Here is a 21,137-nt window from a genome sequence, read left to right as displayed (position 1 = left end):
ATTTCCTTAATATTAATTTTACTTTAGTTTTTCACAGCGAAAGAAAATAAAGTTTGGATGGCTAGTCAACCGTCGATAAGTGGACTCACACTTGGTTTGGATGCTCTCATCAGCACACCCCTCTGTGATTCTTGAAATGATCAATCCAGAGCGACTAATCGCTTCAGTAATTTCCATCAATGAGCGGCGATAAAACTTCACTTTTACTGGCATGCCTATGGTGTCCCAAGTCTCTTCAATCAATTCGCGCCTAAAGTAATTAGAAGAAGGGCTGGCCGAAAAGTCATTGAAAGGGTGGTGGGTAGAGAACACCATATAGCCACCAGGTTTTAACACTCGGTACACTTCTGAAAAAAGAGGTACTAGGTCCTCAACATAGTGAAGCACGAGAGGGCTTATGATGACATCGGCACTGCTGGAGGCTTCAATGGGCAAGCCTTGATTCAGATTTTGCACATAGGCGTTAACTTGAGGGCCAAATTTGTTCTTAACCAGATTGATCATATCTGACGAGGCATCAACACAGGTAAGTTTTTTAACTGACTGGCTGAGTATCCAGTTTGCATAAACACCCGAGCCGCAGCCCATGTCTAAAACGTCGGCTCCTTTTAAGTGGCTCAGTAATTCAATGGTGGAAGGACGCTCAAACATTGCATTGTAAATATTGTTTTGAATTGCTGCGTCGTACTGGTGAGCATGTTTGGTGTACATGTCGGACATGAAAAAACTCCTAATCCATCAAGAAGGGATTGATAATAAATGAAAAATAGGAGTTTCACTAGAGGCGCAGATTATCACATGTAATCCTGCGCCTAATCGATAGTTATATTATTTGTTGAGCGAATTAGCCTTTCTCAACAATACCTTCACCAGTGCGCCCGATAACGGCAGAGCCGATACCCATGATAGCGTTAACGCCTTGGACTGTTGCTGCCTGCATAGTTATTTGTCCTTGCTGCTGCGCTGTTGTAGCGTTGTGCGCTGCGTTAGATAAGGCATGCGAGGTAGACATCAGCAAGTTACCCATGGCCATTGCTGGGGTTTCTCCAACAACTTTTGTATTCACTTGGGTAACTGAATCAGTGATCTGTGGATTTACGATTGTTGCTGTTTCTGACATCGGTTAGGTCCTCTTAAATTAATAAATGACAGTTTGGAATTGGGCCAACTTGAGTAGAGTGTTGACCCTATGTTTTGGCTTGTTAATGATTAGCCTTTTTCAATGATCTCTTCGCTCGTGCGGCCTATAACTGCAGAGCCAACACTCATAAGAGAGTTTATGCCTTGAACTGTTGCTGCTTGCATGGTTATTTGACCTTGCTGCTGGGCTGTCGTTGCGTTGTGAGCTGAATTAGACAGAGCGTGTGATGTAGACATCAGCAAGTTGCCCATAGCCATTGCTGGTGTTTCCCCAACCACTTTCGTGTTTACTTGCGTGACGGAGTCTGTGATTTGTGCGTTTACTGTTGTTGCTGCTTCTGACATAAGATGTTTCCTTTATACAAATTTTGGTTTGTTGTGTTTGAAAGATGAAATTTACTGAATAGGCAATTAGCTTTGCTATACTGACAACTAACCCTTTTCAATGATGCCTTCGCTGGTGCGGCCAACAACTGCTGAGCCTACACTGATCATTGAATTTACGGCCTTGACCGTGGCAGCTTGCATCGTAACTTGTCCTTGCTGAAGTGCCGCTGTTGAGTTATACCCTGCATTACCGAGTGAATGAGATGAAGACATGAGAAGATTTCCCATCGCCATTGCTGGAGTATCTCCGACCACCTTAGTATTCACTTGAGTAACTGAATCGGTAATTTGTGCATTAACTTGGGTTGCTTCAGTTTCTGACATGATTTTGCTCCATTAACGAAATAAACAAGTTGAGATAAATGTGAGATCTAGTTGATATTTTCTTTTGCTCTCGTACCTAGCTCGGAGAAGTTGCTAATCGCTTGGTTCACTACTTCTCCTGCTTTATCAATACCTTCCAGATATTTTGGGTCTCCTGTCTCTATAAACTGTCCTAGTGCAACACCTATAGCTGTTGTGCCAATAGATGATAAATTTCTTAGGTTGTCAGTTGCATCAGATAGAGCCATTGCAGATGACTGTGCGATTGATTGTGTCGCTGTATTCTTTGCGCTTTCAATAGGCTTCGGTGGTTCATTCATGGTTACGGACCTTTAAAGTTAGGAAGTTACTTTTCTAAAATGGCTTCTGCTGCTTTTGAAATCGACGCTGACCCAATCGCATTAATGGCGTTAATGCCCTGTGTTGTGGCTGCTTGCATTAGCATTTGGCCTTGTTGTTGGGCTGCTGTGGCATTTTGATTGCTGTTACTAACTGCAGTGTTGGTTGCCATGATGAAGTTGCTCATGGCCATTGCCGGTGTCTCAGCAACCGTTTTTGTATTCGTTTGGGTAACAGAGTCGGTAATTTGTTCACATACTGAATCTGGCATAATCTTGCTCCACTTATTGATGAAAAATTAAAATATTTGAGTTAATTCTTTTTTGAGTAGATAGAAATCTTTCCACTCGTTATTGACAATCGCATAGTCTTTAAATAAGCCTATTCTTTGAAAGTTAAGTGAATTCAAAAGCTTCAATGACTTTTTATTATTGGTCATACAATATGCAGTAACATATTTAATCTTTTGATACTTAGCCATCCATTCTAAAATAATATCTATCGATGACTTTATTATTCCTCTACCTTGGTATGCCAAATCACTGGAATAGCTTATGTTGCAAGAATAATGTGGTTTTTTCTTTACATCATTGATATTAATTATTCCAACTATTTTACTGTCCACTTTTACTACGAATGAAAAGAACCTTGCTAAGTTATACTCTCTTATGATGGAAGAAATATACTTTTGCCAGTTTGATTGCATTTCAAGGTTATCATTACTCCTTGGTTCCCATTGAGTAAGATGCTTATTGTTTCTTTTGTAATAATCAGTGATGGGCTTGCTATCCGATACCGATAGTAGCGATATCGAATAGCTTTTGCCGTCAATGTTAAAAAAATCTTTAAACATAGTCCTAGCCTAATTTTGCTTTCGGATTGAATCTCTGAAATCACCTATGTTTGAACCTTCATACTTACGATATATTTTCCCAAAATGACTTAAATCATAAAACCCAACTTGAATAGCAACATTTGTTAATGTCACCCTTGGGTTATGAGTAATAATCTCTCTTGCCTTGTTAAGTCTAAGAATAAATAAAACTTTCTTAAACTTAGTGTTTAACTTAGTCCTAAATAGATAAGACAAATGAGAGGGGCTAACATATGCGGACTTTGCAACTTCTTCTAACGTTATATCATTTGATAAATTCTTGTATATATATGAGACTGCTAAATATAAGGAAGTATGATATTTCTTGAGATGTTCGATATCTTCCTCGCTACTCAATATATTTTTAAGTTGCTGTTCATCATCACAAGTCTCATCATACCCAATTGAATGAGTATTTTGTTCGATAGGAATATAAATATTGAAGAAGTCATCACTTAAGAATATATCAACTAAACCTTTCTTTACAGAGGTGTCATTGAAAGGAAAAATAAACTTTATCGACTTATCTTCTTTAATATTTCTAATGAATTTTAGTAGTTTGTCATAGTCCTCTTCGTCAAAGATCTCCAGACCATTTATGAATACAGTAATGTTTTCTTTTTTCTTTAGTAATGGTCTAATTTTATCAATAGTAGTTTTAACATTAGGGTCTCCATCAATTACAGAAAATTTACCGTAATCGTTATCACTATTGAGATGGAAATTTTCAACATGAAGCTTGATCAGATGCGCATTTCTACAATAGATACTTATCAACTTGTTTTTAGATTGTTGAGCCATATGAATATGTTTATTCAATATAGAGTTAGGGCAATTTTTCATTTCATTTATGATTCCGTTGTTTATCATGATCAACTCCGATGAAGTAACTTTGATAAAATTTTCACATTAATATTCACTAACTTATTGTCATTTTTGACTAACTTTAGGTAAATATTAGCTAATTATCCGTTTATTTGTTTTTTACTTATTAAACTAGATTGAAATAAATCCTTGGTCCCGGCCCACAAAACGTTGCATTTAATAAATGCCTATATCAAAGGCATAAATGAAGTCGTAGTTACTTAATTTTTGGGTTAAGACCACACTATTTGATTGTCATTTGGCTAATGAATAGTAAGGTTTTGATTTATATATATTTTAAAAGCCCATTTAATGAATGTAAAATAGGATCTAATAATAGGTTTAATGGGGATTTAACGTACTTTGTGTGGTAATTTGCTATAAGTATTTACCTTGTTTTAATAATCAAAGTCATTATGGTATATATATCCACTATCATCGAATAGAGTATCAATATTTTCGTAGACATTTAGGTAGTCATTGTCTATCGACCAATCTAGATCCTCTTTATCGCTAAATATTTTATTTTCTTCATTACTGAAATTATCACTCTCATGGTTACTTATTTTACATTCAGTATTTTCAGTATTTTTATGTATAAAATCATTCATTATAAATTACTCCAAATAGTTCTTTATTTATTCTACATTTTATTCTTTTTATTTATAGTAAAAATAATTCAATTTTATATTAAATATCAAGTATATCGTAATTATAAATCAGTAATTAATTACAAGATTGATTTTTTTAGCTGTGATTTAATTATCAAAACATCTATAAAGGAGTTTACTTCGTGAATAATAATATAAAGTTGACACAAATCGAGCTGTTGGGAGTTCCAGACCAAACGCAAGGAGTGGATGAAGGCTTAACCTTATCCATCCTTACTCAATGTGAGAGGTTTGAAGCGGAAACATTATGTAGAAACCTGCGAACAAATGGGTACCCTAAAGCTGAAGTTATTTATGACATCAAGAGAACAGGTTTTGAGTCGATGAATGCAGAGAGTTATGATAGTGATTACAAGCCCCATAAGATAAAAACTTGTATTGATAACTTAACTCGTGGCGTTGAGATTTTTGTTGTTGATCGAAATCTCGGTTTTGACCAGGATCTACCTGTTTTCGATAGTGAAGATGATAGTAAGCTAAACTTTACCAAACTCGGTAAAGAAACTAGCTGGATTTTATCGTCCGATGAGCTTGTAATTGGAGAGGGCTACAGAACTTGTCCTGAAACTATTACGTATAAAAAAATGTGTCCAAATGATCATCGTGTAAGGACATTGAGTTACTGTAAGAACGACAACAACGCTATCATTACTTCTATTCTAACAGCTGCATATATTACTAGGTTTAATCCCCCAGCCTTAAGAGATGCAATGTATGAGGAACCTCTTCCTGAAGAACATGCAAAAACAGAACTCGCAAACCTAGTTCTTCACTTCAAAGCTAAATCTCAAAATTCGATCACTCGCGATATACAAGATTTTGACTTTAGCTGATAGCTTCCTCGAAGCCTGAATGGCTACACAATATAAGTCAGACAGGCTTCTCTCATCAAACTAATCTCATCTTCTATAACCTAGGTTTCCATGAGTTTATGCTCTATGAACATCTAATTGGTAACCTTGGTTATAAACTAAATCTGTTTATATATTAGTACTTAAGCATATCCTATTAATTTTACAAACAACTAATACTATCCGCAATCATACGTAATAATTGTATTTAAACTTGCTACTATTTTCCCCTAATAATTATAAAAAATATATCTTTAAACTTAGGACTTTAATTTTATTGTTTTGTATATGTTTTTGATTGATTTTGACTATCCGGACTGAACTAAAAAGAACTAATATTACTGCAACAAGGAGAGAGAAAGAATATAGTTTGATTTACAATGGAAAATGATAAAGGTATTTATATAGGAAAAAATATACTACTCTTAATTTCTTTATCTTTAAACTTTTTTCTCATGGCTATGATCTACCTAATCGATGATGAAAAAAATATTAATAACTTAGATTGGTTTCATTTTTCAATTTTAGATAAAGATGAAAGTATTTCTAATGTTGAAGGTATGAGTCGAGGGATCAGAAACAATAATCCTTTAAATATAAGATACTCACCAAGTAATAAATGGTTGGGTGAGGTAGAAAAGAAGCATGACTATGATTTTGAAGAGTTTATTAGTATTGAATATGGCTTTAGAGCAGCCTATAAAACACTTATGACTTATAGGGATAAACATAATATAAAAACTATAGAAAGAATAATATTTAGGTTCTCACCGCCTAACGAAAATGATACCGAAAATATAATTAAAAAATTATCAATCATGAGTGGGATACCTAGAGATAAAATTATTGAAAACGATGAGTATCCAATAATTATTAAGAACATGGCAATTATAGAGTCTGGGAATTCTTTTCCCATGAAGATAATTAAAAAAAGTATTTCAATTAAATGATTTTAATTTCTACCGAGATTAATTATTCATTAAATAATCTCCACTAAGGTGGTAGCCAAATGAGGGTATGACAATGTCAGGCAATGTTTCAGCTGTAAATGCTCTAACTACAGACTCTGTTACACAAGTAAATACGAAAGTAGTTGGTGAGACACCAGCTATGGCGATGAGTAACTTACTAATGTCAACGTCGCATGCGTTGAGTAATACAGCGCATAACGCGACCTCTTCTCAGCATCAAAGCCGAATAGTGATGCAAGGTACGACAGTCCAAGGGGTAAATACCTTGGCAAATGTTGGGTCACTACTTTTAGGTCGAGTTAGAGAGGCGAGTATTAGAAAGAGATAAAGCATAGAGCAAGCGAATAATCATCTTAATCAAAGGAGGTAGCACACAATGTCTGAGGCAATAGCAGCTGTTAATGCTCAGATGACGGACTCTGTCACACAGGTAAATACACAAGTGATTGGAGATGCGCCAGCTATGGCTATGGGAAACCTTTTAGTATCAACGTCACATGCGTTAAGTACTGGATCTCATAACGCCACCGCGTCGCAGCAGCAGGGTCAAATGACAATGCATGCGGCAACAGTTCAGGGAGTGAATGCTCTGATAAGTGTTGGCTCTTCTGTTATTGGAAGAACTGGCGAAGAAATTATCGAAAAGTAATTAACAACTTTATCGAAATAACACAACACCATTAAATCAAATAGGAAACAGACTATGTCAGAAGTAGCAACTACGGTAAATCCACAAATCACTGATTCAGTTACTCAGGTAAATACTAAAGTCGTTGGCGAAACTCCAGCGATGGCAATGGGTAACTTGCTCATTTCTACTTCACACGCTCTCAGCACAGGGGCGCATAATGCGACTTCTGCTCAGCAGCAAGGCCAAATCACTATGCACGCAGCGACGGTACAAGGTATTAACTCTCTAATGAGCGTTGGCTCTGCCGTTATTGGTCGTACTAGTGAAGAGATCATCGAGAAGAAGTAATAGCCAATTCACAACAGATAACTATCTAATTAATTAAGTTAAAAAAGGAAATAAATCATGTCAGAAGCAGCAACCACTGTAAACCCACAAATCACTGATTCAGTTACTCAAGTTAACACTAAAGTAGTTGGTGAAACTCCAGCAATGGCTATGGGTAACCTTCTTGTCTCAACTTCTCACGCTCTAAGTACTGGCGCACACAATGCGACATCAGCACAGCAGCAAGGTCAAATCACTATGCATGCAGCAACAGTACAAGGTGTTAACTCTCTAATGAGCGTAGGCTCTGCAGTTATTGGCCGTACAAGCGAAGAAATCATCGAGAAGAAATAATCGTCATTTATCTTAGTAAAAACAACTTAACTAATTAAGGAGACTACTTATGTCAGAAGCAGCAGCTGCGGTAAACGCACAAATTACAGACTCTGTAACTCAAGTAAACACTAAAGTTGTCGGTGAGACTCCAGCAATGGCTATGGGTAACTTGCTGATGTCTACTTCGCACGCACTGTCTAATGCAGCACACAATGCAACGTCAGCACAGCAGCAAGGACAAATAACTATGCAGGCAGCAACAGTACAAGGTGTTAACTCACTGATGAGTGTCGGTTCTGCAGTTATTGGTCGCTCGAGCGAAGAAGTTATTGAAAGAGGCTAAATTCTACAGAATAGCCGCATTTGGTTGACGTTTTAGCAACGTCAACCGAATCCAAATTGTCATTCATTAATTTAAGAGGAACTAACCGATGTCAGAGACAGCAACAACCGTAAATCCACAAATCACTGATTCAGTCACTCAAGTGAATACCAAAGTAGTTGGTGAAACACCAGCAATGGCAATGGGTAACCTATTGGTTTCTACTTCCCACGCTTTAAGCACTGGTGCTCACAATGCGACTTCTGCTCAGCAGCAAGGCCAAGTCACTATGCAGGCAGCGACGGTCCAAGGTATTAACTCACTAATGAGTGTTTGCTCTGCTGCGATTGGTCGTACAGGCGAAGAAATCATCGAGAAAGGCTAATAATTAGCATACTAAAAAATTAAATACTTAATAAGAGAGGAAAAATATTATGTCAGAAACAGCAACCCAAGTGAATGGACAAGTAACAGACTCAGTAACTCAGGTGAACACTAAAGTGGTTGGTGAAACACCAGCAATGGCGATGGGTAACTTACTAATCTCGACTTCTCATGCTCTAAGTACTGGTGCTCATAATGTAACGTCAGCTCAGCAGCAAGGTCAAATCACTATGCATGCTGCGACTATACAAGGGTTTAATGCACTAATGTCTGTAGGTGGTTCAATTGTAGGTCGTACTGCTGAAGGAATCATTGAGAAAGGTTAATTAAGCGGAGTAAATAAACAGAGTATCTGTTTATTAATTAAAAATATAGCCATTATAAATAATGGCTATATTATTATGATGAAATAAGGTAGTAACATGTATATTAGATGGTTGGACTTAATAATTTTGTGTTGGCTTTTACTTTTAACCGTCCCTCATATATCTAGAATGGTAGGGTAAATTTATGTAAGTGAGGAATATGGATATAAGAGAATTAATAATATCTGATATAAGAAAGCTACTCTGGTTTGTATTTGATAGCGAAATTCTTACTCTAGAAAAAAAAGAAGATCTAAATATTGATCTTGCAGAAATAGAGAATATCGATAACTTAGAAGTGGATGACCTTTTTTCATTGAGAGATAAGCTACTAGCGCTTACAAAAGATCATTCAATGGAGCAAATATCTGATAAGTATTATATGGCTTCCGTAGAGTCTCATAAGTTATTGAGTTTGTTCTTGAGAGTGTTCCTTATATTGTTAATGTCATTCATATTAACATTGGTTTATTTACATCATAAAGATATTATTTCCGTTACAATTGATGAAGAAAATATTATTAGTTTTACCTATACTAAAGGTTACTACTTATTTAAAGAGTATATAAATCCTTATATATTTGCATTGATGTCAGTACTGTTGCGTATAGTCTTTCTTTTAAACGGATGTATCATGACTTATAACAGTGCAAAAATAAAGAGAAATAAATATATAATTTACTCTGTTGTATGGCCACCTATTGTTGTTCTAATGTCTAAATCTATAAGTCTAGAAAGTGTTCCAGTTCAATTCTTGTGTATAATATTAGGCTGGGGAGTAGAAACATTTATTAAAACAATAGAAAAGTCAGCAGTAATTTTTGAAAAGCAGGTATCAAAAAAAATACTAAGCATATTAAATATAATTAATGGATTTTCTGGGAAATGATGCAGAGTTGTAGCTCAAGGAAATGAGCTACTATATTGTACTAAAAAGGGCTTTATCTTAATGCAAGCCTACAATGTAGTGCGATAAGACTATAGTTGTATTCATGTAGTGTTACACTATCCAACTAGAGTCATTGGCAGTTGAGTACTCTAGTCGGATTGACATCTAGGGGAAAAATGCGAACATCTATATTAGCGAGTCTGGGGTTTTATCCAGTTTGGATTCAATAAAGAGACTAGTTCATGATCTTCCCATTGTTTGTTGATGAGTAAGTAGTCTTTGGCAAAGCCTTCAAATTTGAACCCTAATCGTTCGAGTACTGCTTTACTTTTGTTATTCTTTGGCATGAAGTAAGCTGATATCCGATGTAAGTTCTGAACTTTAAACATATAGTTAATAGCAGCAGTTAATGCTTTGGTCATGATCCCTTTTCCTTGAGCTTTCTCACTTAGTGAGTAACCTAAGCTGCAAGAATGAAAAGGAAAACGAAAAATATTACTGAAAGATATACTACCAATCATCTCAGAGGATTGGCGATCTATAATTATGAAATAGACTAATGATCCATTTCGGTTCAGCTCATCAAACTTACACAGGATTTGATACCAACCTTGTACAGTGAAAAAATTATTATCACGCTCTGGCTCCCATTTTTCTAAATGGTCTTTATTATTTTTATAATAATTAGTTATAGTTTCAACATCTGAAATCTGTGCAGTTCTTATTATAATATCATCTTCAGTTAAGCTGACATTATGAAGAAAGTTTAGTTGTGTCATTGCTACCTACCTTAAAAATAGTAAATTAGAATGCTTCTATATATTTAATATCAATGGTGAATGTTTAATGCTATATGACTAGCCGTATAATTTTTATCTCACTTCCTTATGGCTAAATTTGGTAACCATCATATTAAGTAGCAACATCACTCTATAACAGAGACAAATAACTTAACTTTTAGTAAATAATGATTATTAAATTGATTAAGCATATAGTGATATAATAAATCTGACTTGCATGATAACTACTTATAAACGCTGTTTATGCATTTATAGACGGATGTGTGTGGTGACTGAAGGCATGAATAAAAATGAAAAAACTATGACTCTCTAGTCTGTTTAGATTTATTCATTTTTGGATCAGCCTTTATGCTACAAGGGGAGAAGCCTATTTATCTCTTTGAAAAATATTGTTTATTGTCGCACATAGCAAATTATTCAATGCGGAAAATCTTTGGAAGATATTTTTATATATTTTTGAAATTTTATAAGCCTTCTATTCTTTTTACCTAAAAAATAAATTAGGTTAATTATAATTATTATAAGAAAATCAGTGAGTAAGGATAATGAGTAGAAAGCTAAAGGCTTGTTTCAGGGCATATCGTTGCTTTCATAAAGCAATAGAGAAAACAGGGTATTTATCACTATCGTCTATTGTAGAAAGTCAATACTATTACCCAAGAGATTACCCACTGCAACCCAAAAGGAATGATGTGTTGTTGGAGACGGATATGAACAATTATGTACCCATGGGAAAAAGGGAGAAAGGTATTTTGGTCTCACGGTTCAAGAAAACTTAGCTAGATATTTTTAGCAGTAGGTTAGTCGAGTTGAGCCATATCTGATAGATTAGCTAGAACCTAGAAAATCCTTTTTAGCTTTTGTCAATGGAGTTTGAGGCGTGTTATCAAGCATTTCGAGCCTGGATAGCATCCGTGACAAGGACTCTAGCTGTCGAGATTTACTCATCTGTTTATAGGTATCTATGACTTTCTCGAGTAGAAGGAAAACGTCTTTTTCCAGCTGTATGTCTGTTTTAGGAGCCGATTTATACTTGTATATTATCTTTTTTGTTCTTCCGTTGGGGTATCTATACTTACGGCTATGAACTCTATATGTACCATTTTTACTCTCTTCCATTTTTAACCTTTATTGATAAATTAGAAAATAAGGAATCGCTTCTTTGGCTTATTTACTCGTGATGTTTCAGCGTTTTTCTGACGACATTCGATAGATAAAGACACTATTTTTTCATAATTTTCAATCGCATTTGCTATCAATTGATTCGATTCTGCGATAGTCGTTAAGCATGTGACTTTGTCGCCTCCCTCCAGCAGTTTTGCCATAGCGACGCCAGAAGCAGTGTTACATATATCGGTGACATTACGAATATTGTCGACAGCATCTTGAATAGCTATCGATGTTGCTTGATCGATGTAGTTATTCTGTTCATCGGCCATCAGGCTTATGCGCTATTCAAGATGCCCAGTAGTGCTATGAACGTGAAAAGAATCCAGCTAATCCACTTTTTTTCTTTTTCTCTCTTTCACGTTGTGCGCTAATACCGAACTCTTCACTAGAACCAGCCTTTTGAGAAGAAGCTTGAGGGATGGCAAGTAATCGTGCACATGCATTGGTTACTGATGCAGAAGTCGTCACTTGAGATTGCTGCTGGTTTGCCACTAAGTTATGCATAGTCAAGCCAATAGTTTCAGATAAGGTTGTTTCTGCTATCGATGTAGGTTGGTCAGAGAACTTCTGTAATGTAGTGTAATCTTGATCAGACATATGCTTTCCTTTACTGATACAAATGTGTATGAATAGAGAGATATGTTAACCAATTTGATAATATTAGTTTATTATAAAATAGCCATCATTAGGTAATATCTGGTTAACATCCTATCTTTTAAATCTAGACTAATTATCTTTTTTATATATTTATAATGCCTTTCCTATTCATTTATTTAATGATGAATTAACTTTTACATGCAAATTGAAAAAAACTTATGTTTATTTCATCACTTAATGATATTGTAACTAATCTATAGAGTATTATACGGACTATGAATAGTGCAAGGAAACCTGTACTACTCTTTATAAAATAGGTTTCATTGTTAGAGATTGCTGGGCAAAGTTTTATGGTTAACGCTAGTTTTTATTGGATAAGTAGCAGCAGAGTTCTATGACGAAGTATAAGTATTTACAAAGAGTATATGAAAGAAGAATTATTAATGCTAGTTCAATATCTGAACTTATTGTTAGAAGAAGATATTATGGTGGATTTAATAGTAATTCTCTATCCATTCGGGTAGATAATGGTTATTTAACTTTGAGAAAATACAATATTCCTGATGGAGATAAGAGAAAATAGAACACTTTAAAATATTTATTAACTATCATTTTTACCACAATTTATAATAATGCCTGTTTTTTATTTATAGTTGGCATTTTTAAACTATCCATTATTTCATGGCTTTTGATATTGTTATATAAATCCTAAGTGAATAATACATCTTATACATGTGGATGAAAATATAGTATGAAAATAGCATGAAATAGCCCCTCTTGTGTGAAACGTAATAATTTATCATATAAAAAACTATATTTTCATCTTCATGTATATGAGGAGCCTAAATGTCTGTTTTTGATTTTTTTCTATCTTATCTTTATTTCCTAAAGTATATAGCTATATTTTTAATTATATTTATTTTTTTATTTGGAGTTGATGATCTATTCATCGATTTAATGTATTGGAAAAAGGTATTATTAGGAATTAATTCAAAAAAAAATAGAGAAAAAAATGTAAAGACCGACATAGAACAAAGTTATATGGCAATAATGATACCTGCTTGGCAGGAGGATGGTGTGATTGAGAAAATGGTATCTCTTCTAGCATCTTCCTGTAAGTACGATAATTTTCATATCTTTGTTGGTACATATCCAAATGATCTGGCGACTACGGCTTGTATAAAAAAAGTATGCACTGAATATAAAAATGTGCACAATGTTATCTGTGAAAAACCGGGACCTACAAGTAAAGCAGATTGCTTGAATAATATATTTAACTACATCTTGTTCGAAGAAAGTAGAAAAGGAATAAAATTTTCAGGCTTTATTTTGCATGACTCCGAAGATGTTACTCACTCTTATGAACTTTCCTTGTTTAATGCTTATCTGCCAGAATATGACTTAATACAAATTCCTGTCTATCCATACGTAAGAAAGTGGTATCAATTTACGTCTTCACATTATATAGATGAATTCTCTGAATTACATGAAAAAGATCTCTTAGTTCGAATGTCTATGACGGGTCACGTTCCTAGCGCTGGAGTGGGCACTTGCTTGAGTCGAAGAGCATTGTTGAGGCTGGCTCGTTCAGGCGGAGGAAAGCCTTTTGATTGTCGATCGTTAACCGAAGATTACGATATTAGTGTGAGGTTAAAACAGTGGGGGATGAACGAAATATTCGTCCGTTCTGTGGCCCAAAATATCAGCTTTAAAAGCTCTGATGATAGTGATAACCCGAGTCTTGTTTGTGTTAGAGAGTTCTTCCCTAGCTCTTTTAATGCCGCAGTTAGACAGAAAAGTCGCTGGATCATCGGCATAGTATTTCAAGGTTGGAAAAATATCGGGTGGACGAACAATTGGAAAATGAACTACTTTCTTTGGCGAGATAGACGTTGTGTTTTATCAAATACTGTTTCATTTTTGTCTATGGTAGTATTTCTTCAGATAGCATGTATATCCATTTATCAAGTTATTTTTAAAGATAGTTATTTCTTTTTGTCAATATTTGATGATTATTTTCTATTCGCATATATAAGTTATGCAAATATTTTGTTTTTTATAAACAGACTTATACACCGCTTTATATTTGTACGAAGGTTTTATGGATTACTAAGCGCGTTTATTTCTATTCCTAGGACAGTTTGGAGTAACATTATTAATTTCTTCTCAAATATTAGGGCATTATATCTTGTTGTTTCCAAAGATAACATAATGAAAATATCATGGGACAAAACTAAACATGACTTTCCTGATATTAAAAATTCATAAATAAAGAAGGAAAATAATCATGAGGAAAATACGCCTAATTAAAGTCATTATAATAGTTATCTCATTGTTTACTACTCCAGTTTTGGATGCAGTAAAGGACAGCACCACGTTTTTAGCTTCGTCTTTAAGTGAATCTACTCACTTTCGTACTTTTCCTTATTTGAACAGGGCTTTTTCTTTTGAGCGTAGCCAGAGATTTGTGGAAGCCATCACTGAAGTGAAAAGAGCTTTGAATATAGCTCCCAACTACCAACCTTTTTTACATTACCTATTTAAGTTGCAGCTAAAGGCAAAAGCGTACACAGAAGCAGAGGAAACATTAGAGGCATTGCCGGAGCAAGATACAGTAAAGTTGCTTACGAGCTTAAGAAGTGAAATGTCAGTTCAGCAGTTGCACCTAGCTAACGTTGAATTTGTTGCCTTACTGGGTGATTTACCGCCTCAAGCCAAGCGGCAGGTATACTTATATCGTCTTTACTGGTTAGCAGATAATTCTGAGTCAGTGGCACTGGATTGGAGTATCTCCCAAGCTTCTGATATTAAGCCAGATCAAGCTATTCTTTATGAGGCTGAAGTCTGGCTAAAGCGTGAAAACTACTCGAAAGTTATCGATACCATGTCTCAGATCAGACGTAGGAGAGTGCTGTCTGACAGAGAGCAATATATCCTCGGCCTTGCATTAATTAAAAGTAACAAGATCAAAGAGACGAGAGCGCTTCTGACGGGATCCGATCATGCGGAAACAAAGCTTCTGCTCACTCGGCAATTGATCCTCGATTTGATTGATGATCAAGAATATGAGCAAGCTTTGTACTGGTATAAATGGTTGGAACAATATTATGGCTTATCTTCAGATGACTATGAGCGTGCATTCCAACTTGCCATAAGTCTCGGCAACTGGCCGCTCGCCCGTACGTATCAAAAAAAGAGATCTAATGCTTCTTGCACTGAAAGCGCATTGATCAGTGCAAGACTAGGCAACCGTGAGTTAGCCAAGCAGCAATTGTCATCTTGTTCTTCATTTGAATCACCTAAGCTATGGCTGAGTTTAGCGGAAGAGTTAAACCTATCCTTCATGATTGAATCCGCATCTTTTAATGATTCGGGACTTCTTCACAGGCAAAAGATAGTGGTTGCATGGAATAGGTACCATCAGGGAGAATATCAAAAGGTAATAGATATCTTGTCGTCTACTGCTTACCTTTCTTTGAGCAGCATGAGGCTTCTGGCATTGGCATATGAAAAAAATGATCAATTCAATCATTCAATGCTTGAGTGGGAAGCAGTTTATCGTCGCTCTAACAGGCAGTCTGACCTTCAAAGCTTATTAGAAGCAATGAAAAAAGCGCTTACTGAGGTTGAGTTAATCAGACAATACGAGAAGTTGTTATCCGTCAGTTCTCTGCCTTCCAAAGTTAGGCTAGAAATTGCTGAGCAACTACTCACGCTGTATTCAAAGCACCCCAGAAAATTTGCCCCGGAGATTGCTCTGCAGTTGAAGAACCTAGATATCGCTTCATTTGATAACGCATTGCTTTGGCAGCAATATAATGGGTGTAACCTTGCCAAACAAGCGTTCTCAAACCCTCAAACCTCATTTGCTTGGCAAGTCCTCGGGTATTGCAGCTACCCTGCTAATGTTGATAGAGCGTTAGAATACACCGACAATGCCTTGTTGATGCAGAAGTCATTTTCAGCGCGCTTGGCTATTGTAGGGACGAAAGCTCAGATGCTTTATCAGCAGCAGCGTTACCAAGAGGTACTTAACGTATTGCTATCCGAATGGCAGCACATACAATCACCTTATGTTCGGCTTTTAGTTGCAAGCTCTTATTACCAATTAAAACAGTATGAAAAAGCCAGATTTTGGTGGGCTGAAAGTGATGACCAAGATATCTTAGACTGGTGGTTGCTCGGTATAGATATCTATTTAGCCAAAAAGGATTTCACTTCCGCCGAAAGCAACCTTGACATGGTAGAAAACAAATTCGAATCGGATCGTCAGATTGTTTCTCGATATATTGGGCTGTATAAATTACAAGGAAGCAAGCAAAAGCTGACTGATTACCTTTCCTACCAACATAAACTTTATCCTCAGGATGTTTATATCGCTACTGAACTGGCTTATGCCTACTTCTTAAATCGTCCTAAAGACTCAGTTCGATTGTTTGAATCTGTTATCCCGCAGTTAAATGGTCAAGATAAAATATCAGCGCGTCACCAATTAGCTCAAGCCTACAAAAATATTGGCTGTGGTGACAAAGCGCAATATGAATATAAAGCGCTTATTGACCAGCTCACTACTATGCCTGAAAAAGATACTCGACTTCTTGACCAGCTGCGTGCTGAGAATCGTGCCGTGACTTCAGCTTGGCAATTCTCTTTCAGTGGAGAGTCCGGAAACAGTAGTCCGTTTCAGGGGCTATTTGATGACCCCGATAGTGAGGGGTTTTATCAAGTCAGTGCGAGCTATGGTTTTGAAAGCCTTCCTTCGCTAGCCGGGCAAGTGAGTGTATTGAGCTCCGGATCTTGGGATTCTACTGGAGTTGATTTGGGACTGAAATGGAGGCCTCTGCAACGGTTTGACATGACATTTTCTTCCGGTGTTCGCCATTATTTAGGCGAAGATTCCTATACTAGCACTTACATTAGAGTGAACGGGGATGTATTTTCGGGCTTAGGTTGGGACAAAACTTGGCGAGGGGTTCAACAAGTAAGCTGGTCAAACAGTTTGTACTTTGATGCGTTTTATCAGTTTTACGATCAAAGGTCATTGTTGTACACCAGAGGTGAATCTGGGCCTGTATGGGGAGTAAGCCAGAATTACCACCAACGTTTACGTGTGTATGGATTGCTACAAGCGAGCGCTGACATTGTCGATGCACAAAGTGATAACCAAGTGAAAACCGGTGCCGGTGTGGGTTGGTTAGCTTCTTTTAACAATGATAAATATACTGGTTATTCTAATGAGACAGAAATTTCATTGGAGTGGCAAAAATACCTCAGCGATAGTGAAAAAAATGCAGTTATTTTACGATTTAACCTCTCATACTAAGGGTATCGTTCATCACCTTTACCTATCAATTTATTGAAATAAAAGCTTCAGTGTTCATTATCTGTTCTTATTGTAAGATATAAGCCATTGTAGGTTTTACATTTTTAATATACAAAAATAATAATTAAGTCTAGTATATTTGTGATGGTTATTAACTTTACTGGCTTCGTTCATTAATATTTACTGAATGTGAAAGTAAATATAAGAATTATTTTTCTTGCTTTAATTTATAAAAATATTTAAAGCTATGATTTAAAATGATTTTTTATTTTAAAAGTTGGATGGAAAAAGTCTTACAAAAATAATAGTGTTATGCGGATTGTTTGACAGCTTAAGAATGAGATATATTTCAAATGCGTTAATTTCATGTAAAATATTTGTTTAATTAAGGTTTGGTTATCTAATCATTTTCATTCTAATAAAGTGTTTAGGTACTTGTGCTAAACCTTAGTTCTAGACTCATTCTTAAGTTTTGCTTATATAGCGCTACTTATTTTTACAAGATGCGGATATCACATTTGGTGCTCATTTAAAAGCCGACAGGTTGTCTCGTTAATACCCATTAAGCGAGAAAATGATTTGCCGACTCTTGTAGTGCTTTGCCATTAGAGCAATGTGCTACGTCCAATATATTAAGTGTGGGTTGTCTATTTGACCTTCACTTTTCATTAGAACAAAAAATATGAAAAAAATATTATTATCTTCTATTCTCGCTGCTTCTTTTTCTACGGGAGCAACAGACGCAACATTTACCCAATACGATCATCATCAGACTATGCGTGACAAAGCGAGCCTGTGGGTTGATTGGGACGCACAAGAGCATGCATTAAGCGCTGTTGAAGCACTTAATGTTGCAAAGAGAAAGCATGGCACCGAATATATGTCTAGCTTGTTTATGACTCGTTTAGGAGAGGTTGCCAATCAATCGTTTAATACCGATGGACTTTCGAGTCTAGAAGTGGGGATCATTAGTGAAGCAGCAACTCTGTTTGTTATGTCCCAAGCTCCGGATATGCCGCACCACGAGCTATTCCCGTCTGAATATATGTTGCAAACGTTTTTAGCAAACTTGGCAACTGAACTTGAAGTACTCTACCCAATGGCTGAAGACGAAGCCATGTATCTGCAAAGATATTATGAGCATGATCCACTTGGGTTGTCACTGTTCTCGATCGCTTTAAACATAAGTTTAGAGCGTTATGGAGAAGCCGATCTCGTCAGAAGGTTAGCCGATAAAACCAATAGTCGATACTCTGACTCTCTTCGTCAATTTTTGATCGCTAACTTTTCAGCAGGAGGTCAATTTAGAGATAGATTAGAGTTGGTTTTACTCGAAGAATTAAAGCAGTTTTCGGCCAATTGGAAGCCATCATACGATGAGTTTTCTCAGCCACTAAACGGGCTTCACCCATATGCACGAGTTGGTGCTATGATGCAAAGCACGCTTTTGAGCCGATGGTCATCCCTACGACAAGATGAACGTGAAACATTAACAGATTGGCATGTGCAGGTCTCTAAATTGCCTAGCCATAAATACGGCTACTCTATGGTTGGAGAGGCAGTGGTGAACCACTTTCGTCAGCATAAGCAGCAAGAACATCATAGTCGCTGGAACTTTCCGACCTTCGCCGCTATCACTTTAGTTACACTCGTTGCACCCGAATTATTGGGTGAACTTGCACTTGGTGAAGCTGCTCAAACCTTACTTTTCTCCCGAACTATGTTTACTGGCGCAAGAGTAGCTGACGCTGTTTACACCGACGAGTTTGTTGAACTCGCGACGCTACAAACAGCAAGACCTGGTGCTGTATTGCCGCAAAGCCAAGCCTTGTCTATCAGTAAAATAAGTAGTTCAGCGTCAATAGGCTCGGAAGTGGAGCCAGGTCTTCATCACTACCTTGGGACCGATGCCATCGAGGGAACTGACTATGTGGCAAATGTTCAAGGTAGTTGGCAAAGGGTCAGGCGTTTTCCTTTCACTGATGATTACGCTTTATTCGGTGGAATGGGTTCGCTAGGTATACACAAAGTGACTCGTACAGGCGCTGCAGGTTGGTTGTTAAACCAAACTGCTAATAGTCTTAACAACTGGGTATCGTCCGGAGACTTTAGGCACGTACTGCTTCTTGGAAAAGGACAACCAGAATCTCTATTTCGACATTATGGTGAGAATGTGAAGAGTCGTTATGGCATCCCTTCAAGAAACATGGCCAGTGATGGTGATCTTGTATCCCACCTGCTAAATGGTATGTTTCCTCAGGCTAGCTCAAGTCAACTATCCTCATTAACGTTTAATCATCGTTTGGATGTGGTTGCTCATGGTAATCCTTACGGTCCCATTTGCAGTAATCAAAGCGGATTGGAGACATCGCTTTCACCAACTGAGCTTGCAAAGAAATTGTTTGATCTCGGTTTACGTGAAGTTGGGGTTTTAAAGGTTCAGTCTTGTAATGTAGGAGGGGGGTTCTATTTAACTAAGCTTGAACAAGCGTTGAAAAAAACAGGTATAAATGTTGGATTTCTCGCTGCGCCTAAAGGCTATTTAGTTCAGTTACCAAGACTACCCAGAGCGGTATTTTCACCTTTCCCAAACTTCAGGTCAGATCGTTATGAAGTAATTTCAACTGGCCTGCATCAGGGCTTCCCCGGTACTCGCTACCACTAAATAACGCTGCAATCGATGCAGGTATATCAAAGTGTTTTACTCACAACATGAGTAGAACACTTTCTCTATATTCCCAAGTGGCCGGTTTATATTATCCAAGAACACTTCATTTTTAAAATATTATCAGTATGCCGAAATTGTGATTAAGATGTGGTTTATCGCCTTGTCTTTCTGTATATATAACAGCACAATCGGCAAAAAATGTTTCGGGAGATAAGATGGAACTTGAAGATATCCGTCGTGAGTACAGTAAGGGCGGTTTGCGAAGAAAAGATTTAAAGCAAAACCCTATCGATCAATTTAATTTTTGGTTACAGCAAGCCATTGATGCGGGTTTAACGGACCCTACTGCCATGACAGTAGCGACGGTTGACGAACAGGGTCAACCATTTCAGCGCATTGTCTTACTAAAACATGTCGATGACGAGGGATTTGTTTTTTACACCAACTTAGGCAGTCGTAAGGCTCAGCAAATAGAAGGTAATTCTAGGGTAAGCTTACATTTTCCATGGCATACGCTAGAGCGTCAAGTGCATGTCACTGGCTGTGCTGAGAAACTGAGTATGAAAGACAATATAAAATACTTTTCTTCAAGACCGAAGGAAAGTCAGCTAGCGGCTATTGCCAGTAAACAAAGCAGCCGTATATCTACCCGAGGAGTACTCGAAGGCAAGTTCCTTGAGCTGAAGCAGAAGTTTGCTAATGGCGAAATACCAGTGCCGAGCTTTTGGGGTGGCTTTAGGGTAAAGGTTGAGTCTATTGAATTCTGGCAAGGAGGCGATCACCGTCTTCACGACAGGTTTTTATTCTCTAAACAAGAAAAAGCCTGGCAGATAGATAGACTTGCTCCTTAGTATATTATTAAAAAACGCCGCTAAATGCGGCGTTTTTTAATTCTAGATAAGTC

At 36.8% G+C, this 21,137-nt stretch carries 26 protein-coding genes; 15 read left to right on the top strand and 11 right to left on the bottom strand.

Annotated elements, in window-relative coordinates; genetic code table 11:
• Positions 1–18: 18 nt before the first annotated feature.
• The 8 genes from FIV01_RS17980 to FIV01_RS17945 all read right to left on the bottom strand — a co-directional run bounded on the left by FIV01_RS17980 (position 19) and on the right by FIV01_RS17945 (position 3,934).
• Complete coding sequence (locus tag FIV01_RS17980; RefSeq protein ID WP_152432338.1) at positions 19–720, bottom strand: class I SAM-dependent DNA methyltransferase; 702 nt, start codon at positions 718–720, stop codon at positions 19–21.
• 124 nt (positions 721–844) lie between these two features.
• Positions 845–1,120: a RebB family R body protein gene (locus FIV01_RS17975; RefSeq protein ID WP_114785332.1), complete on the bottom strand. Its 276-nt coding sequence runs from the start codon at positions 1,118–1,120 to the stop codon at positions 845–847.
• Positions 1,121–1,209: 89 nt separating this feature from the next.
• Complete coding sequence (locus FIV01_RS17970; RefSeq protein ID WP_114785333.1) at positions 1,210–1,485, bottom strand: RebB family R body protein; 276 nt, start codon at positions 1,483–1,485, stop codon at positions 1,210–1,212.
• A gap of 87 nt (positions 1,486–1,572) precedes the next feature.
• The gene (locus FIV01_RS17965) at positions 1,573–1,851 is read right to left on the bottom strand and encodes a RebB family R body protein (protein ID WP_152432337.1); all 279 of its coding nucleotides are present in this window, start codon (positions 1,849–1,851) and stop codon (positions 1,573–1,575) included.
• Between the two features lie 47 nt (positions 1,852–1,898).
• Complete coding sequence (locus tag FIV01_RS17960; RefSeq protein ID WP_152432336.1) at positions 1,899–2,171, bottom strand: hypothetical protein; 273 nt, start codon at positions 2,169–2,171, stop codon at positions 1,899–1,901.
• A 26-nt stretch (positions 2,172–2,197) separates the two neighbouring features.
• Positions 2,198–2,461: a RebB family R body protein gene (locus FIV01_RS17955; RefSeq protein ID WP_114785336.1), complete on the bottom strand. Its 264-nt coding sequence runs from the start codon at positions 2,459–2,461 to the stop codon at positions 2,198–2,200.
• 27 nt (positions 2,462–2,488) lie between these two features.
• Positions 2,489–3,043: a GNAT family N-acetyltransferase gene (locus FIV01_RS17950; RefSeq protein ID WP_152432335.1), complete on the bottom strand. Its 555-nt coding sequence runs from the start codon at positions 3,041–3,043 to the stop codon at positions 2,489–2,491.
• Positions 3,044–3,052: 9 nt separating this feature from the next.
• Positions 3,053–3,934 carry a helix-turn-helix domain-containing protein gene (locus FIV01_RS17945; RefSeq protein ID WP_152432334.1) on the bottom strand — a complete coding sequence of 294 codons (882 nt, stop codon included), beginning with the start codon at positions 3,932–3,934 and terminating at the stop codon, positions 3,053–3,055.
• Positions 3,935–4,721: 787 nt separating this feature from the next.
• Between FIV01_RS17945 and FIV01_RS17940 the strand changes: the two genes are divergently transcribed.
• The 10 genes from FIV01_RS17940 to FIV01_RS17895 all read left to right on the top strand — a co-directional run bounded on the left by FIV01_RS17940 (position 4,722) and on the right by FIV01_RS17895 (position 9,675).
• The gene (locus FIV01_RS17940; RefSeq protein WP_152432333.1) at positions 4,722–5,432 is read left to right on the top strand and encodes a hypothetical protein; all 711 of its coding nucleotides are present in this window, start codon (positions 4,722–4,724) and stop codon (positions 5,430–5,432) included.
• 398 nt (positions 5,433–5,830) lie between these two features.
• Positions 5,831–6,400 (top strand): structural protein P5, encoded by a 570-nt coding sequence (locus tag FIV01_RS17935; protein ID WP_246210478.1) that lies wholly within the window; start codon positions 5,831–5,833, stop codon positions 6,398–6,400.
• Between the two features lie 73 nt (positions 6,401–6,473).
• Entirely contained in the window at positions 6,474–6,749 is a 276-nt protein-coding gene (locus FIV01_RS17930) for a RebB family R body protein (protein WP_152432332.1), read from the top strand.
• A 48-nt stretch (positions 6,750–6,797) separates the two neighbouring features.
• Complete coding sequence (locus FIV01_RS17925; protein ID WP_152432331.1) at positions 6,798–7,070, top strand: RebB family R body protein; 273 nt, start codon at positions 6,798–6,800, stop codon at positions 7,068–7,070.
• Between the two features lie 54 nt (positions 7,071–7,124).
• Positions 7,125–7,400 (top strand): RebB family R body protein, encoded by a 276-nt coding sequence (locus FIV01_RS17920; RefSeq protein WP_114785344.1) that lies wholly within the window; start codon positions 7,125–7,127, stop codon positions 7,398–7,400.
• 57 nt (positions 7,401–7,457) lie between these two features.
• A complete protein-coding gene (locus FIV01_RS17915; protein ID WP_114785345.1) occupies positions 7,458–7,733 on the top strand; it encodes a RebB family R body protein in 276 nt (91 codons plus the stop codon).
• 49 nt (positions 7,734–7,782) lie between these two features.
• Positions 7,783–8,058, top strand: coding sequence for a RebB family R body protein (locus tag FIV01_RS17910; RefSeq protein ID WP_114785346.1), 276 nt, complete (start codon positions 7,783–7,785; stop codon positions 8,056–8,058).
• An 88-nt stretch (positions 8,059–8,146) separates the two neighbouring features.
• Positions 8,147–8,422, top strand: coding sequence for a RebB family R body protein (locus FIV01_RS17905; protein WP_152432330.1), 276 nt, complete (start codon positions 8,147–8,149; stop codon positions 8,420–8,422).
• Between the two features lie 49 nt (positions 8,423–8,471).
• Entirely contained in the window at positions 8,472–8,747 is a 276-nt protein-coding gene (locus FIV01_RS17900; protein WP_114785348.1) for a RebB family R body protein, read from the top strand.
• 199 nt (positions 8,748–8,946) lie between these two features.
• A complete protein-coding gene (locus FIV01_RS17895; protein ID WP_172971871.1) occupies positions 8,947–9,675 on the top strand; it encodes a hypothetical protein in 729 nt (242 codons plus the stop codon).
• Positions 9,676–9,866: 191 nt separating this feature from the next.
• On the opposite strand, the gene rimJ is transcribed toward FIV01_RS17895, so the two are convergent.
• From rimJ to FIV01_RS17880, 3 genes are all read right to left on the bottom strand, one after another.
• Positions 9,867–10,454 (bottom strand): ribosomal protein S5-alanine N-acetyltransferase, encoded by a 588-nt coding sequence (gene rimJ, locus FIV01_RS17890; protein WP_152432328.1) that lies wholly within the window; start codon positions 10,452–10,454, stop codon positions 9,867–9,869.
• 1,160 nt (positions 10,455–11,614) lie between these two features.
• On the bottom strand, positions 11,615–11,914 hold the full coding sequence (locus FIV01_RS17885) for a hypothetical protein (protein WP_152432327.1): 300 nt from the start codon (positions 11,912–11,914) through the stop codon (positions 11,615–11,617).
• A gap of 34 nt (positions 11,915–11,948) precedes the next feature.
• Positions 11,949–12,242 carry a RebB family R body protein gene (locus tag FIV01_RS17880; protein WP_114785353.1) on the bottom strand — a complete coding sequence of 98 codons (294 nt, stop codon included), beginning with the start codon at positions 12,240–12,242 and terminating at the stop codon, positions 11,949–11,951.
• Positions 12,243–12,636: 394 nt separating this feature from the next.
• On the opposite strand from FIV01_RS17880, the gene FIV01_RS17875 reads away from it, so the two are divergent.
• The 5 genes from FIV01_RS17875 to pdxH all read left to right on the top strand — a co-directional run bounded on the left by FIV01_RS17875 (position 12,637) and on the right by pdxH (position 21,084).
• Entirely contained in the window at positions 12,637–12,825 is a 189-nt protein-coding gene (locus tag FIV01_RS17875; RefSeq protein WP_152432326.1) for a hypothetical protein, read from the top strand.
• A gap of 263 nt (positions 12,826–13,088) precedes the next feature.
• The gene (locus tag FIV01_RS17870) at positions 13,089–14,510 is read left to right on the top strand and encodes a glycosyl transferase family protein (protein ID WP_152432325.1); all 1,422 of its coding nucleotides are present in this window, start codon (positions 13,089–13,091) and stop codon (positions 14,508–14,510) included.
• A gap of 19 nt (positions 14,511–14,529) precedes the next feature.
• Positions 14,530–17,565: a CDC27 family protein gene (locus FIV01_RS17865; RefSeq protein WP_152432324.1), complete on the top strand. Its 3,036-nt coding sequence runs from the start codon at positions 14,530–14,532 to the stop codon at positions 17,563–17,565.
• A 682-nt stretch (positions 17,566–18,247) separates the two neighbouring features.
• The gene (locus FIV01_RS17860) at positions 18,248–20,230 is read left to right on the top strand and encodes a hypothetical protein (RefSeq protein WP_246210477.1); all 1,983 of its coding nucleotides are present in this window, start codon (positions 18,248–18,250) and stop codon (positions 20,228–20,230) included.
• A gap of 218 nt (positions 20,231–20,448) precedes the next feature.
• Positions 20,449–21,084: a pyridoxamine 5'-phosphate oxidase gene (gene pdxH, locus FIV01_RS17855; protein ID WP_152432323.1), complete on the top strand. Its 636-nt coding sequence runs from the start codon at positions 20,449–20,451 to the stop codon at positions 21,082–21,084.
• Positions 21,085–21,137: the final 53 nt, after the last annotated feature.

The organism is Vibrio aquimaris, assembly GCF_009363415.1.
GTDB classification, from domain to species: Bacteria; Pseudomonadota; Gammaproteobacteria; order Enterobacterales; family Vibrionaceae; genus Vibrio; species Vibrio aquimaris.
The sequence above is the reverse complement of the archived record's forward strand: the minus strand, read 5'-3'. Positions and strand labels throughout refer to the sequence as shown.